The organism is Sphingomonas sp. BK345, from assembly GCF_014193845.1.
In the GTDB taxonomy this organism is placed as follows: Bacteria; Pseudomonadota; Alphaproteobacteria; order Sphingomonadales; family Sphingomonadaceae; genus Sphingomonas.
In genome coordinates, this window is record NZ_JACHZX010000003.1 from 298,631 (window position 1) to 313,278 (window position 14,648).

The 14,648-nt window shown below is 70.3% G+C and carries 11 protein-coding genes and 1 pseudogene; 7 read left to right on the forward strand and 5 right to left on the reverse strand.

The annotated features are described in order from the left end of the window. Window positions 1-163 precede the first annotated feature (163 nt). The 3 genes from FHY03_RS10810 to FHY03_RS10820 are packed head-to-tail and all read right to left on the reverse strand — an operon-like array spanning window position 164 to window position 2,117. Window positions 164-361, reverse strand: coding sequence for a hypothetical protein (locus FHY03_RS10810; RefSeq protein WP_183922385.1), 198 nt, complete (start codon window positions 359-361; stop codon window positions 164-166). Continuing rightward, window positions 358-1,506: a tRNA guanosine(34) transglycosylase Tgt gene (tgt, locus tag FHY03_RS10815; protein WP_183930731.1), complete on the reverse strand. Its 1,149-nt coding sequence runs from the start codon at window positions 1,504-1,506 to the stop codon at window positions 358-360. The genes FHY03_RS10810 and tgt overlap by 4 nt, the downstream gene beginning before the upstream one ends. Next, window positions 1,503-2,117 (reverse strand): EF-hand domain-containing protein, encoded by a 615-nt coding sequence (locus tag FHY03_RS10820; protein ID WP_260158879.1) that lies wholly within the window; start codon window positions 2,115-2,117, stop codon window positions 1,503-1,505. The genes tgt and FHY03_RS10820 overlap by 4 nt, the downstream gene beginning before the upstream one ends. Window positions 2,118-2,718: 601 nt before the next feature. Between FHY03_RS10820 and FHY03_RS10825 the strand changes: the two genes are divergently transcribed. The 5 genes and pseudogenes from FHY03_RS10825 to FHY03_RS10845 all read left to right on the forward strand — a co-directional run bounded on the left by FHY03_RS10825 (window position 2,719) and on the right by FHY03_RS10845 (window position 11,193). After that, window positions 2,719-3,912 (forward strand): carbohydrate porin, encoded by a 1,194-nt coding sequence (locus FHY03_RS10825; RefSeq protein WP_183930733.1) that lies wholly within the window; start codon window positions 2,719-2,721, stop codon window positions 3,910-3,912. A gap of 103 nt (window positions 3,913-4,015) precedes the next feature. Then, window positions 4,016-5,578, forward strand: coding sequence for an alpha-N-arabinofuranosidase (locus tag FHY03_RS10830; protein ID WP_183922378.1), 1,563 nt, complete (start codon window positions 4,016-4,018; stop codon window positions 5,576-5,578). Between the two features lie 11 nt (window positions 5,579-5,589). After that, window positions 5,590-6,642, forward strand: a pseudogene (locus FHY03_RS10835) (family 43 glycosylhydrolase); the annotation flags it as partial. Window positions 6,643-7,139: 497 nt separating this feature from the next. Next, on the forward strand, window positions 7,140-10,046 hold the full coding sequence (locus FHY03_RS10840; protein WP_183930737.1) for a TonB-dependent receptor: 2,907 nt from the start codon (window positions 7,140-7,142) through the stop codon (window positions 10,044-10,046). 64 nt (window positions 10,047-10,110) lie between these two features. Continuing rightward, entirely contained in the window at window positions 10,111-11,193 is a 1,083-nt protein-coding gene (locus FHY03_RS10845) for an arabinan endo-1,5-alpha-L-arabinosidase (RefSeq protein ID WP_183930739.1), read from the forward strand. 153 nt (window positions 11,194-11,346) lie between these two features. Here FHY03_RS10845 and FHY03_RS10850 read toward each other — a convergent pair whose 3' ends face one another. Next, on the reverse strand, window positions 11,347-12,174 hold the full coding sequence (locus FHY03_RS10850) for an endonuclease/exonuclease/phosphatase family protein (RefSeq protein WP_183930741.1): 828 nt from the start codon (window positions 12,172-12,174) through the stop codon (window positions 11,347-11,349). 141 nt (window positions 12,175-12,315) lie between these two features. Further along, entirely contained in the window at window positions 12,316-13,137 is an 822-nt protein-coding gene (locus FHY03_RS21335) for a cold-shock protein (RefSeq protein WP_183922368.1), read from the reverse strand. 265 nt (window positions 13,138-13,402) lie between these two features. On the opposite strand from FHY03_RS21335, the gene FHY03_RS10860 reads away from it, so the two are divergent. Together FHY03_RS10860 and lptC are read left to right on the forward strand one after the other, a co-directional pair. Further along, complete coding sequence (locus FHY03_RS10860; protein WP_183930743.1) at window positions 13,403-14,023, forward strand: ribonuclease D; 621 nt, start codon at window positions 13,403-13,405, stop codon at window positions 14,021-14,023. Then, complete coding sequence (lptC, locus tag FHY03_RS10865) at window positions 14,016-14,648, forward strand: LPS export ABC transporter periplasmic protein LptC (protein WP_183922363.1); 633 nt, start codon at window positions 14,016-14,018, stop codon at window positions 14,646-14,648. The genes FHY03_RS10860 and lptC overlap by 8 nt, the downstream gene beginning before the upstream one ends.

A 14,648-nucleotide genomic window follows, 5' to 3' on the forward strand; every position in this document is an offset into this window, starting at 1 on the left:
AGCCGGGATCCACGTTCCCGCAGGAGTACCCCCGGTCGGTGTGCGCGGTGCGCTGGATGCCGGATCAAGTCCGGCATGACGGTGAGAGGTGGGGCGCGGTCACGCACCGCCTGGGGTGAGCCAGCGGGAGCGCTCGGCCAGCGCTCGCCGCTCGGGCTGGTCCCTATTTCTCGTCGCGGCGCGAGTTGGCGAACAGCACCGCCGCCGCCACCGCGGCCGAGCCGATCCCCGCTGCCAGCCACGTCTTGCCGCCCTGCCAGCGGCGATCGCGGCGCTGTTGCGCCGCCTTGCCCGCGCCGGCTTCCTCGTGCGCCTTGGCGGCGGCCACTTCGGCGAGGATCTCGTTGGGTTGGTCGCTCATCGGGTCTCTCCTTTGCCCGCGCCATAACGTGCGCGGAACGCGTTGGCGAACGTCGCCAGCACGCCCTGCGCGATCGCCGCGCGCAGGTCCGCCATCAACGCCTCGTAGAAGGCGATGTTGTGCTCGGTCATCAGCATCGCGCCGAGAATCTCGCCGCTGCGCACCAGATGGTGGAGGTAGGCGCGCGTCCAGGTGGCGCACACCGCGCAGCCGCAGTCGGGATCGAGCGGCGCCTGGTCCTCGTTGAAGCGCGCGTTGCGGATGTTGATCGGGCCGTCGCGCGTGAACGCCTGGCCGGTGCGCCCCGAGCGCGTCGGCATCACGCAGTCGAACATGTCGACCCCGCGCTCCACCGCGCCGACGATGTCATCGGGCTTGCCCACGCCCATCAGGTAGCGGGGCTTGTCGACGGGGAGTTGCGCCGGCGCATAGTCGAGGCAGCCGAACATCGCTTCCTGCCCCTCGCCGACCGCGAGGCCGCCGATGGCGTAGCCGTCGAAGCCGATGTCGACCAGCGCGTCGGCCGAGGCGCGGCGCAGCCCCTCGTCGAGCGCGCCCTGCTGGATGCCGAAGATTGCATTGTGCTCGGCATGCGCGCCGCCGCCGTCGAAGGCGTCGCGGCTGCGCCTCGCCCAGCGCATCGATCGCTCCATCGCCGCGGCCTGGACCTCGCGCGTCGAGGTGGTGGGAACCAGCTCGTCGAACGCCATCACGATGTTCGAGCCGAGCAGCCGCTGGATCTCGATCGAGCGCTCGGGCGTGATCAGGTGGCGCGTGCCATCGAGGTGCGAGGCGAAGGCGACGCCCTCCTCCGAGCGCTTGGTCAGCTCGCTGAGGCTCATCACCTGATAGCCGCCCGAGTCGGTCAGGATCGGTCGCTCCCAGCCCATGAAGGCGTGGAGCCCGCCGAGCCGCGCCACCCGTTCCGCGCCGGGGCGGAGCATCAGGTGGTAGGTGTTGCCGAGGATGATGTCGGCGCCGGCGCGCTCGACGTCGGCGGGCTTCATCGCCTTCACCGTCGCGGCGGTGCCGACCGGCATGAACGCGGGCGTGCGAATATCGCCCCGCTCCATCCGGATCGTGCCGGTGCGCGCAGCGCCATCGGCGGCGTGGACCTGGAAGGCGAAGCGTGGCGCGGCGCTCATCGCGCGCGCTCCGGCTCGGGCGCGTCGGCATCGGGCGGCGGCGCGTCACGCCCGCCACGCTTCCTGTCCTGCCCGCGACCGTCGCTGCGCTCCGCCTTCTTGGCGTCCTCCTTCTTCGGCGGCCGGCGCCCCGCGGTCGGGCCCTGCGCGTCGACCGGCATGGTGCGATAGGTCAGCAGCTCGGCGCGGCTGACGAGATGGTCACCGTCGCGGTCGTAGCGCGCGAACAGCCGCGAGAAATGATCCTCCAGCTCGTCGAGCGTCACCGCGTCGTCGTCGTTGCGATCCACCTCATAGGGGCTGGGCAGCGCGTGCTGGTCGCCGAGGAAGCGCTTGGCCCAGTCGGAGAAGGCGAGGTAGCGCAGCTTGCCCGTCTTGGCGGTGTCGATCGCCTCGAACGAGCGCCGCACGCCCTCCTCCAGCTCGGCGCGGTCCACCATCGCGTCGCCGTTCGTATCGAAGGTGGCGATCATCATCGCCACGGGCTCGGCGACGAGCGTGGCGGGGGTCTGCGGCGCGGCGGGCAGCGGCGCGCGGACGGTGACGGTCTCGCCCTCCTGCTGCGGGAGCGGCGCGGGCGCGGCGGCGAGGAGCAGGGCGAACGCGAACATGCCGACGTCCGTGGCAGAAGCAGCGGCGCGGGCCAAGGGGCGGGGTGGCGCGTGCGGGTCGGCCACGAGCGCGCACCCTCGGCCAAGTGGCGGCGGCGGCGGGCTTTCGTCGTTCAGCTCGGAGCCGCGGCGGGCGCGAATGTTGCGAATGTTGAGTCACTGGCGCGGTTCGCGCGAACGTTGAGTCGCGCGGCGGCGGGTGGGCGGTCTCGGTTTACGGGCGTCGCTGACGAGATGCTGGCCGGCGACGATGAGACAGAGCGGGACGGCGTGTGGCAGTTCCGGGCGGTGTAGGACAGCGGCGTTGAGGTCTGACCGTTGCCGACCGCAGATCCTCCCCGGCACGGGGAGGATCTGAGGAGGCGCGCCAGTGGCCAGCCGCTCACGCCCCTCACACCACCGCGACCATCACCGGGCCCGCGGCAGAACAGCGTGCTCGTCCCCGGCCAATGCCGGGACTTAGCGGAGGCACCCGCGGGCCTCACCGCGGACCTACCATCCAGGCCCGGTCCCCGGGGCGCACGGCGCGCGTCGACCGGCCCCTGTTCGCCCCGCGCGCGCTCGGCTAAGCGCCGCGCGGCACGGGGGGACGGAGTGCGGCATGGGGGTCCAATCGACGCGCATCGGGCTGGTGCTCGCGTGCCTGACGCTGATCGCCGCGCCCGCGCGGGCACAGGACGAGCGCCCGACCGGCTATCCGCGCTCGGCCAACGAGCGGCGCGACGGCACGCTGACGCTTTCCGCGGTCTACACCGCCGACCTTGCCGCCGATATCGCCGGCGGGCGCGCGCGCGGCGCGCGCTATCTCGACAACCTCGACCTCCAGGCTGCGGTCGACCTGGAGCGCCTGGTCGGCTGGCACGGCGCGCGCGCTTTCGGCTACGTCATTCGTGACAACGGGACGAGCCTCTCCGCGCTCAGCGGCGACGCGCAGGGCGTGTCGAACATCGAGACCGCGGTGCCCGCCACCCGCCTGTTCGAGGCATGGGTCGAGCAGGACATCGGGCGCCGCGCCTCAGTCAAGGCGGGGCTGTACAACCTTAACGCCGAGTTCGACACGACCGTGAGCGGCGGGCTGTTCCGCCTGTCCTCGCACGGCATCGGCCCCGAGCTTTCGCAGTCGGGACGACGCGGGCCGTCGATCTTTCCGGTGACCTCGCTCGCGCTGCGCGGCGAGGTCGGCTTCGGTACCCACTGGCTGCTCCACGCCGCGGTGCTCGACGGCGTGCCGGGCGACCCCGATCGCCCGGCGGCGACCGCGATCCGGCTGCGCCGCGCCGACGGCGCGCTGCTCGTCGCCGAGCTAGGCTGGCTTGACCGCGCGACCAAGTTGGCGATCGGCAGCTGGCGCTACACCGCCCCGTTCGCGCCGGTCGGTGACCCCGCGGCACGCGGTCGCGGCAATGCCGGTGGCTATGTGCTGGCCGAGCGCCAGCTCCTCGGCGACACGCGCGGCGGCGCGGGGGTGAGCGGCTGGCTGCGCTACGGCGTCGCCGATGCGCGCTATAATGCCATCACGCACTATCTCGGCGGCGGGCTCGTGCGCTCGGGCACGTGGCGCGGGCGCGACGACGACCAGCTGGGCCTGTCGTTCGCCTGCGCCTGGTTCGGCGACCGCCACCGCGCGATGGTCGACACCGGCGCGCGCGAGCTGATCGTGGAGGGCGCCTATCGCTGGGTCGCGGCACGCTGGCTCAGCCTTGAGCCCAACGCGCAATATGTAATCGACCCGAGCGGCCGTCGCGACATCCCCGACGCGCTGGTGTTCGCGCTCCGGGTCAAGGTCGGGCGTTGACGCAAAGTGTTTGCGTTCGGACGAGCACGCCCATAATGTCTGAGTAATCGTGATCTGGGTGAGCCGCGTCGGGGAACGCGCCGCCGACCAACGGGAGGATGGGATGAAGGGACGTCTGTTCGCGCTCACCGGCGCGCTGATGCTGGCGGCGCTCGCGCCGGTGCCGGGCATCGCGCAGGAACCCGCCACGCCGACCGCGACCGCGACGGTCCACGGCGACCGGCAGGGGCCGACCTACGACAAGCGCATCTTCACCCAGTTCGCCGAGCATCTCGGTGACGGCATCTACGGCGGCCTGTTCGTCGGCAACGACCGCAAGATCCCTAACACGCGCGGCTTCCGCAACGACGTGGTCGGGGCGCTGAAGGAGCTGGGCGTGCCGGTGATCCGCTGGCCGGGCGGCTGTTTCGCCGACGAATATCACTGGCGCGAGGGGGTCGGGCCGAAGAACAAGCGCCCGGTCAAGATCAACACCCACTGGGGCGGCGTGACCGAGCCCAACAGCGTCGGCACGCACGAGTTCATGGAGCTGGTCGAGCAGGTCGGCGCCGAGCCCTATATCTCGGGCAACGTCGGCAACGGCACGCCGCAGGAGATGGCGGAGTGGGTCGAATATATCACCTCGCCTGCCGGCACGCTCGCCGACGAGCGCGCCGAGAACGGCCACAAGGCGCCGTGGAAGCTGCCCTATTTCGGCATCGGCAATGAGCTGTGGGGCTGCGGCGGCAACATGCGCCCGGAATATGCCGCCGACGTGACGCGCCGCTACGCCACCTTCGTCAAGGCACCCGCCAACACCAAGATCCTCAAGATCGCCTCGGGCGCCAACAACGACGACTACAACTGGACCGAGGTGATGATGCGCGAGGCGCGCGGCCAGGTCGACGGCCTCTCGCTGCATTACTACACCGTGCCGGGCGGCTGGCCGCCGCGCGCCTCGGCGAGCCAGTTCGACGAGGCGGGCTGGGCCGAGACGCTCGCCGGCGCGTGGAAGATGGACACGCTGATCACCGGCCATTCCGCTGCGATGGACAAATACGATCCCGAGAAGAAGATCTTCCTCGCGGTCGACGAGTGGGGCACCTGGTACGCGCAGGATCCCGGCACGCACCCGGGCTTCCTGCGCCAGCAGAACAGCCTGCGCGACGCGTTGGTCGCGGCGATCCACCTCAACATCTTCGCCAAGCACGCCGATCGCGTGAAGATGAGTGCGATCGCGCAGATGGTGAACGTGCTGCAGGCGATGATCCTCACCGACGGCAGCAAGATGGTGCTGACGCCGACCTACCACGTCTTCCACATGTACAAGCCGTACATGGACGGCACGGTGCTACCGATCGAGCTGAAGTCGCCGTGGTACAACAAGGACCAGTGGGTGATGCCCGCGGTCAGCGCCTCGGCGGTGCGCGACAAGGCCGGCGTGGTGCACGTCGCGCTCGCCAACGCCGACCCGAACCGCTCGATCACCGTGCAGGCGGCGCTCGCCGGGCTCAACGCCAGCGGCGCGACCGGCCAGATCCTGACCGCGCCGGCGATGACCGCGATCAACACCTTCGACCAGCCCAACGCGGTCGTCCCCGCCGCCTTCACCGGCGCGCAGGTGGCGGGCGGGCAGCTCAACGTGACGTTGCCGGCCAAGTCGGTCGTCATGCTGACGTTGCAGTGAGCGCGGACGACATGACGCTGCTCTCGCGCCGCCTTGTTCTCGCGGGCGGCGCCAGCCTGGCGGCGCTGCCCGCGCTGGCGCAGCGCCGGCGCGGCCCGGTGGGAGAGGGGGCGCGGGCGGGCACGATCGTCAACCCGCTGGTGCGCCAACGCGCCGACGCGCAAGTGTTCCGCCACTCCGACGGCTGGTATTACATGACCGGCTCGGTGCCCGAATACGACCGGCTGGTGCTGCGCCGCGCGCGCACGCTCGCCGGCCTCTCGACTGCCGCCGAGCGCGTGCTGTGGCGGCACGAGAAGAGCGGGCCGATGTCGGGCTTCCTGTGGGCCCCCGAGCTCCATCTGATCGACGGCAAGTGGATCATGTATTTCGCCGCCGGCCCGAGCGGCGGCGGCGAGGACGTGTTCCGCATCCGCACCTATGCGGTGGTGTGCGACGGCGCCGACCCGATGACGGGCGGATGGACCGTGCTGGGCCAGCTCGAGACGCCGTGGGACAGTTTCAACCTCGATTCGACCAGCTTCCTCCATCGCGACACGCGCTATCTCGCCTGGGCGCAGCGCGAGCCCGGGATCGAGACCAACTCGAACCTGTATCTGGCACCGCTGAAGACGCCGCTGACGCTCGCGGCCAGGCCGGCGCGGCTGTCGGTGCCCGAGCTTGACTGGGAGGTCCGGGGCTTCAAGGTCAACGAGGCGCCCGCGCTGCTGGCGCGCAACGGCCGCCTGTTCCTGACCTATTCGGCGAGCGCGACCGACGCCCGCTACTGCATGGGGATGCTCACCGCGCGCGACGACGCCGATATCATGGACCCGCGCAGCTGGGCCAAGTCGCCCGCGCCGGTGCTCAAGACCTCGCGCGCGCACCGCATCTTCGGCCCTGGCCACAACAGCTTCACGGTCGACGAGCGCGGCCGCGACATGCTGGTGTTCCACGCGCGCGACTATGAGGCGATCAAGGGCGATCCCTTGTTCGACCCCAACCGTCACACGCGCGTCCAGCCGATCCGCTACAGCGCGGACGGCACGCCGGTCTTCGACCCGCCGGTCGCGAACGGGCCGCTGTCGCGCGGCTGACCGGGGCGGCGGCGCTGGTGCGCGCCGCCGCTCGCTGCTTCACCGCGGCCCCAGCGTCGGCGCTCCTCGCGCGTGAGCGCCGTGAGCCTTCGATCCAAGCTGTCGGCCCGGCGCCTGAGGGACGCGTTGCCGCGATCGCTCGCGGCGCCGGCGCACCTTCCATCCCAAGCAGATCTGGACCGCGACGGGCATGCCCGGCGGCATACGCGTGGTGGCGGCCCGTCAGGACCGCTTTCTGGATGGCTGGTTGATGTACCGCAGGCGCCGGCCGCAAGAATCAACAACCTGTCCGACTAATGTACCTCATGCGGTTCGAGCGGACGCCGTTCGCCGCAAGCGGCGAAGCGGGCGAAACAGATCGCTTACGCGTCCGTCATTTCTACTGACACCAACGATAATCACCCTTGTCACCTTCTACGAACAGGCATATGTCGGAGTATTAGAAGGTGCAGTATGCGCCCGATGTCAGCGTGAGGGAGGGGATGATGGCGATAAAGGCCGCTTTCTTGGTTTCGGTCTCGGCGGGTTCGCTGCTGCTCGCGAGTGCCGCGTCGGCGCAGGAGGCGCCGCTGGCCCCCGGCACTGCCGCGCAGCAAGCTCAGCCCGCGCCCGGGGGATCGCCGTCGGAAGACGCGGCCGGCGCCGACGACATCGTCGTCACCGGGGTGCGCGCCTCGATCATCGGTGCGCTCAACGTCAAGCGCGACTCGGTCCAGATCGTCGACTCGATCGTGGCCGAGGACGTCGGCAAATTGCCCGACAATAACGTCGTCGAGGCGCTCCAGCGCGTCACCGGCGTGCAGGTCACCGATCGCGGCAACGCCGAGGCGGGCGCGCTGTCGATCCGCGGCCTCACCGACCCGCTCACCACGCTCAACGGCCGCATCATCTTCACCACGACGGGCCAGTCGTTCGCGCTACAGGACATCCCCGCCAACCTCGTCAAGCGGGTCGACGTCTACAAGACGCGCGCCGCCGACCAGATCGAGACCGGTCTCGCCGGGCAGATCGACGTCTTCACGCGGCGCCCGTTCGACTTCGACGGTTTCGCCATCTCGGCGGTGGCACGCGGAATCTACAATGAGCAGGCCGACACGTTCAATCCGAACGTCTCGGCGCTGATCAGCGACCGCTGGGAGACCGGCATCGGCGACGTCGGCGTGCTCGTCAACGCGAGCTATTCGCGCACCAAGTTCCGCACCATGTCGGTGGCCTCGGGTGCGCAGGTTCCGTTCGCCACCGAGAACCCGCCCGCCGGATCGGGGCTGACCCCGCTCCAGCGCATCTTTCCGCTCGCGCCCGATGCGAACAGCGCCACCGGCTTCGCCCCCGCCGCACCCGGCCTCGGCGCCTGGTCCCCCGGTACGCGCGAGGGCCTGCCCTATGCGCCGGGCTCGACCATGCTCGTCAACGGCGTCGACACGCCCTACTATCTCTCGCGCGACGCGGTGTTCAGCGGCGACCTCTACGGCAAGCGCGAGCGCCCGGCGGTCAACGCCGCGCTGCAATGGTCGCCCAATGCCAGCTCGACCTACACCGCCGAGTTCTTCTGGAGCGGCTTCCGCCAGACCACCTACAACAGCCTGATGTTCTCGTTCGTCGACTGGTGGGGCAGCCTCGGCGCCAATCCCGGCTCGACGATCTCGCTCTACCCCGAGACCAACATCATCAAGACGCGCAGCGTCGGCGACGTATTCGGCTTCAACAGCGGCGACCTGACGCGCGCCACCACCGACAGCTTCGTCTACGCGCTCAACGGCAAGTGGGACGTCGGCAACGGCAAGATCGTCGCCGACGCGGCCTATCAGACCAGCCGCAACGACACGACCTTCACCGCGATGCGGATCAACCGCGTCGCCAGCCGGATCGACGTCGACTTCAACGCGCGCGACGGCATCCCCTCGTACAATTTCAGCGACAACGCGCTGCTGCTCGACCCGGGCCAGTGGACCGCGGGCGAGTTCTACGACAACGCCAACCGCGACACCGGCTCGGCCTTCACCGCCACGGTCGACGCCGACCAGTCATGGGATTCCGGCTTCTTCCGCAAGATCAAGGCCGGGCTGCGCTATGACGCGCGCAAGGCGGCGAGCGAGGTGCGCACCCAGGCGGCCGACGCGAACGGCGGGCTTGGCGTCAACTTCGGTACGCTCTCGGACAGCCTGCGCTACGTCAACAAGGGGTTCTTCGACGGCGAGGCCGACGTGCCGACCTCCTGGGTCAACGCCGACGGCTATTATCTCGCCAACAACACCGACGAGATCCGGCGGCTGTACCAGACCAAGTTCCCCAACATCCTCACCGCGGACCAGCTCTCGCTCACGCGCGTGTTCGACATCAGCGAGAAGACGATGTCGGCCTATATCCAGGCCGACGCCGAGCTCTCGATCTTCGGCCGCCCGCTGAGCCTCGAGGCGGGCGTCCGCTACGTCGACGTCGATACCGACTTCACCTTCGTCGACCGTTACAGCGCCGGGGCGCAGCTGCGCGGCTCGCAGACCACCAGCAAGCTGCTGCCGTCGGCGACGCTCCGCTACGACATCACTGACAAGCTCCGCGCCCGCTTCAACTACGGAAAGACGCTGCGCCGCCCGGCGTTCGGCGACCTCAACCCCAACTACAATCTGACCGGCGACCTCACCAGCGTCGGCTATGGCACGGGCACCAGCGGCAACATCAGCCTGCGCCCGACGCAGTCGACCAACTACGACCTCGGCCTGGAATGGTATTTCGACCGCGACAGCGCGCTGTACGGCACGCTGTTCCGGCGCGAGATCGACGGGCTGGTGGTCGGCGCGCGCTCGCGCGTCACGGTGCTCAACACCGGGCTCAACACCAGCAGCTTCGTCGTCAACCGGCCCGAGAATGCGTCGGACGGCGTGCTCAAGGGCGCCGAGCTCGGCTTCGTCTACTTCCCGCACTATCTGCCGAGCTTCCTCGACGGCCTGGGCGCACAGGGCAGCGTGACGATCCTCGACTCGTCGCAGAACGTGCCCGAGTTCGACGAGGCCGGCGCAGTGGTGGGGCAGCTGCGCTCGTCCTTCTTCGGCGTCTCTGACCTCTCCTACAACGCGACCCTGGCCTATGACCACGGCCCGATCGGCGCTCGTCTCTCCTACGTGTGGCGCAAGGAGTTCCTGCAGCGCAACGAGGCGGCACTGTTCGCCAACCCGATCGGCGTGTGGCGCCGGCCCGACAAGAGCCTCGATTTCCAGCTCACCGCCAAGCTCACCGACGACCTCGGCCTGACCTTCGACGCCACCAACCTGACCAAGGCGAAGCAGCAGGAATATTACCGCTTCGACTCGGCCGGCAACCAGGAGCAGTTCAATCTGGGCACGCTGCTGATCCCGCGCACCTTCGCGATCGGCGTCCGCTACACCTTCGACTGAGCGTGCTGCTGGCGGGCGGGGGCGGCGTGCCCCGCCCGCGTCCCTTCACGCCGGGAGAGAGACGATGGCGAGCAGAACGAACCGCGCCGCGGCGGCGCTCGCCGGCGCGACCGCGCTGCTGGCCGGGTGCGGCGGCACGAGCGGCAGCGGCGCGGCGGCACTTCCGCCAGTGGCCGCGGCGCCGGCGCCTTTGCCAAGCCCGACGCCGACTCCCGCAACCGGCTCGATCGCGCTGACCGGCGCGACCAGTCCGGTCCACGATCCCGCGATCCTCGCCGAGGAGGGCCGCTTCTATCTTTTCACCACCGGCAATGGCGGGGACGCGGCCGGGCTGCTCGGCCTGCGCACCTCGGACGACCTCAAGCATTGGACCTTGCGCGGTGGCTCCTATGCCGCGCTGCCCGCATGGGCCGCGAGCGCCGTACCCGGCGCGACCGGCATGTGGGCGCCCGACATCTCCAAGGTCGGCAGCGAGTACCGGCTGTATTATTCGATCAGCACTTTCGGCAGCAATCGCTCGGCGATCGGTCTGGCCACCGCTTCGGTGATCGACCCGACCGCGCCGGCCGCGCACTGGGTCGACCAGGGCTACGTGATCCGGTCGGACGTGACCGACGATTACAACGCGATCGACCCCAATGCCTTCACCGACGCGGACGGGCGGTCGTGGCTGGTGTTCGGCAGCTTCTGGAGCGGGATCAAGCTGATCGAGCTCGATCCCGCCACCGGCAAGCGGCGCGACGGCGACCCGCTGCGCAGCCTCGCCGCGCGACCGTCACCCGGGGCGATCGAGGCGCCCTTCGTGATCCGGCACGGCGGCTTCTATTATCTCTTCGCCTCGTTCGACTTCTGCTGCCGCGGCGCGGCGAGCAGCTACAACACCGTGGTCGGGCGATCCGCGGCGCCGACCGGCCCCTATGTCGACCGCGCCGGCACCCCGATGCTCCAGGGCGGCGGCACGCCGGTGCTGGCCTCGGGGCAGGGGACGGGCGACCGCTATGTCGGGCGCGGCCATGCCGCGATCCTGCAGCGCCCCGACGGCGACTATATCGTCTATCACGCCTATGACACGCAGAGGAATGGCACGCCGACGTTGCAGATCCAGCCGCTCGCCTGGGACGCGGACGGTTGGCCGGTAGCGCGCTAGCGCCTGATCCGTCTCGATGGCTCCGTGCTCCGGCGAAGGCCGGAGCCCAGGGCGCCAGGTGCGACGCTCGTGGCGCTGGGCTCCTGCGCGCGCAGGAGCACCTTCCCCGTTCACATCAGGTGAGCCACACGCCCGTCCCCGCGGTCCGGCGGCTCAGCGCAGCAGCGTGACCTTGGCGGTGACCGGGAAATGGTCGGACGGGTACACTCCGCCAGGGCGGTCGGTCACCACCTTGGTCCCGCTCGCGCGCGCGCCGTCGAGGAAGATATAGTCGATCCGCCGGTCCGCCACGCCGGTGAAATCGTGGAAGCTCAGGCCGCCGGGGCGCTTGCCCCAGGCGTCGGTCATCCCCGCGGCGAGCCGGCGATAGGCGGCGCTGTCGGGCGTGGCGTTGAAGTCGCCGGTCAGCACCACCGGCAGCCCGGGTGCGATCGTCGGGATGCGCTCGAGCAGCAGCGCGGCGGCGCGGTCGCGCGCGCCGTCGTCCTGGTCACGGTGCGCGAGATGGGTGTCGACCAGCAGGAAGCGGCGTTTGGGATCGCTCTTCAGCGCGAACTCGCCCCAATTGGCCATGCGCGGCAGGTCGGTGCCCCAGCTCTGGCTGCCCACCACATCGGGCGTGTCGGAGAGCCAGAAGTCGCCCTGGCGGAGCAGCGTCAGCCGGTCGGTGCGGTAGAGGATGCCCATATGCTCGTTCGTGTGGCCGCCCATGCGGTCGCGCCCGAACCAGCGATACTCGGGGAGCGCGGCGACCATGTCGTCGCCCTGGCGCTGCAGCAGCTCCTGCGTGCCGATCACGTCGGGATGGACCCGGCGCAGCATCGCTACCGCGGCAGCGCGGCGCGACGGCCACGGCTGCGGCCCCTCGTCCGAGGCGTAGCGGACATTGTAGGTCATCACCTGGAGCGACGGCGCGCAGGCGCCGGTCAGCGCGACGAGCGCGAGCGCGGCGGCGCGGGCGGGGCGAAGGCGTGTGATCATGGCAGGGCTCCCTCGCCGCCGCGATGCGCGAGCGAGCCCGCGAGGGCAAGCGCTTAGGGCCGCTCGACCTCACGTAGATACGAGAACGGCCCGCCCGACGAGGCCGGGCGGGCCGCTTCTGTCAGCCGCTCGAGGAGCCGATCAGCTCGACGAGGACAGGTTCACCGCAGCGTACTTGCCGCGACGATCGACCTCGATCTCGAACTGCAGCCGGTCACCCTCGTTGAGCGTCGGCATGCCGGCGCGCTCGACGGCCGAGATGTGGACGAAGGCGTCAGGCTGGCCGTCGTCGCGCTGGATGAAGCCGAAGCCCTTCATGGCGTTGAAGAACTTAACCGTACCCGTGGCCTTCTCGCCGGTCAGCTGGCGCTGGGGTGCGCCGGCGCCGCCGCGTGCACCACCTGGCGCGCCGCCGAAGCCGCCCTCGCGCGGGGGCGCGCGATCGGTCACCGGCATCGGCTCGCCCTCGATCTTGAGGTCGGTCGCCGAGATGCGGCCGCCGCGATCGACGAGGGTGAAGCCGAGCGGCTGACCCTCGGCCAGGCCAGCGAGTCCCGCCTGCTCGACCGCGGAGATGTGGACGAACACGTCCTCGCCGCCGTCATCGCGCACGACGAAGCCGAAACCCTTCTGCGCGTTGAAGAACTTGACGACGCCCGTGCCCTCGCCGACGACCTGGGGGGGCATGCCGCGGCCGCCGCCGAAGCCGCCACCACCGCCGCCGCCGCCGAATCCGCCGCCGCCGCCGCCGAAGCCGCGACCACCGCCGCCGCCGCCGCCGAAGCCGCCGCCGCCAAAGCCGCGGTTGCCGCCGCCGCCGCCGAAGCCGCCGCGATCCTCGTAACCGAACCCGCCGCCGCCGAACCCGCCGCCGCCGAAGTCGTCACCGCCGCCGCCGAAACCGTCGCGCTTGTCGCGCCCACGTCCGCCGCGATTGCCGCGGCCGCCCTTGTCGTAACCCATAACCCTGTTCGTCTTCCCGGTCCGCCCGAACATTCTCAACGAGACCACGCGCAGGACGGCGAACGCGGTTCCCCGGGCGCAGATCCTATTGCGCCGCATCGCTCGTCATAGCCGAACAATGCAGCGCCGTCGAATCGTTGTGCGAGTCTTTTCTTCCCAGATGCGCCAATCACTTGCTTCTTATCCCACGGAGAACACCGCCCGTCGCAGACGCAACCGAACGAACGCGTTGAGCCGGCGCCGCTGCCCCGCTACAGCCGCGCGCATGGCTGTCCATTTTCATGAGGAAGATCTGCCCGGCGACGTGTTCGCCCCGGGCGCCGCGCTCGCGGTCGACACCGAGACGATGGGGCTGATCACCCCGCGCGACCGGCTCTGCCTGGTGCAATTGTCCGACGGCAGCGGCGACGAGCATCTCGTCCGCTTCAACCCGGGCAGCGACTATGCCGCGCCGGTGCTGCGCGCCGTGCTCGCCGACCCGGCGCGGGTGAAGCTGTATCATTTCGCGCGCTTCGATATCGCCGCGATCCGCCACTATCTCGGCGTCGTGGCGGCGCCGGTCTATTGCACCAAGACCGCGTCGCGGCTGGTGCGGACCTACACCGATCGTCACGGGCTGAAGGAGCTGGTGCGCGAGCTGCTCGGGCAGGACATCTCGAAGCAGCAGCAGTCGTCCGACTGGGGCGGCCCCGAGCTGAGCGAGGCGCAGCGCGACTATGCTGCCTCCGACGTGCGCTTCCTCCACCGGCTGCGCGACGAGCTCGACCGGCGGCTGGCGCGCGAGGGGCGCACCGCGCTGGCGCAGGCGTGCTTCGACTTCCTGCCCGCGCGCGCCGAGCTCGACCTCGCCGGCTGGCCCGAGGTGGACATCTTCGCGCATGTCTGAGGTGGCGATCCGCACGCGCTCGGAGCGCCAGCGCTGGGCGCAGCCCGGCGGGCGCCACGATCGCCTGATCGCCACCGCCAACCGCCTGCTGCCGCTCTCGATCGGCGTGCTCTTCGCCTTCCTGGTAATGGCGCCGCTGACGATGGGAGGCGACGCCTCCTTCGTGCTTGACAAGAACAAGGTCGAGGTCGCGCGCGAGCGGCTCAAGATCCAGCGCGCGCGCTATCGCGGCACCGACGCCAAGGGCCAGCCCTTCGCGCTCACCGCGGGTTCGGCGCTGCAGAAGAGCTCGGCCGAACCGGTCGTCAACATCCGCGACCTCGCCGCCGCGATCCGGCTGTCGGACGGCCCGGCCGAGATGACCGCGCCGACCGGCCGCTACGACATGGACAGCGAGCAGGTGAACGTCGCCGGCCCGATCAAGGTGCGCGGGCCCAACAACTACGCGCTCGACACCACCGACGCGGTGGTCGACCTCAAGACGCGGCGGCTGCGCTCCACCGCCGCGGTCACCGGCACCGTCCGCCAGGGCACGTTCAGCGGCGACAGCATGCGTGCCGACCTGGAAGCGCGCACCGTCACGCTCGACGGCAATGCGCGCTTGCGGATCGACCCGAGAAAATAG

Coding starts and splice junctions, on each gene's coding strand:
- lptC (WP_183922363.1), top strand. CDS start 14,016: ATGTCTGAGGTGGCGATCCGCACGCGCTCGGAGCGCCAGCGCTGGGCG.
- FHY03_RS21335 (WP_183922368.1), bottom strand. CDS start 13,137: ATGGGTTACGACAAGGGCGGCCGCGGCAATCGCGGCGGACGTGGGCGC.
- FHY03_RS10860 (WP_183930743.1), top strand. CDS start 13,403: ATGGCTGTCCATTTTCATGAGGAAGATCTGCCCGGCGACGTGTTCGCC.
- FHY03_RS10810 (WP_183922385.1), bottom strand. CDS start 361: ATGAGCGACCAACCCAACGAGATCCTCGCCGAAGTGGCCGCCGCCAAG.
- FHY03_RS10830 (WP_183922378.1), top strand. CDS start 4,016: ATGAAGGGACGTCTGTTCGCGCTCACCGGCGCGCTGATGCTGGCGGCG.
- FHY03_RS10845 (WP_183930739.1), top strand. CDS start 10,111: ATGGCGAGCAGAACGAACCGCGCCGCGGCGGCGCTCGCCGGCGCGACC.
- FHY03_RS10825 (WP_183930733.1), top strand. CDS start 2,719: ATGGGGGTCCAATCGACGCGCATCGGGCTGGTGCTCGCGTGCCTGACG.
- FHY03_RS10820 (WP_260158879.1), bottom strand. CDS start 2,117: ATGTTCGCGTTCGCCCTGCTCCTCGCCGCCGCGCCCGCGCCGCTCCCG.
- tgt (WP_183930731.1), bottom strand. CDS start 1,506: ATGAGCGCCGCGCCACGCTTCGCCTTCCAGGTCCACGCCGCCGATGGC.
- FHY03_RS10840 (WP_183930737.1), top strand. CDS start 7,140: ATGGCGATAAAGGCCGCTTTCTTGGTTTCGGTCTCGGCGGGTTCGCTG.
- FHY03_RS10850 (WP_183930741.1), bottom strand. CDS start 12,174: ATGATCACACGCCTTCGCCCCGCCCGCGCCGCCGCGCTCGCGCTCGTC.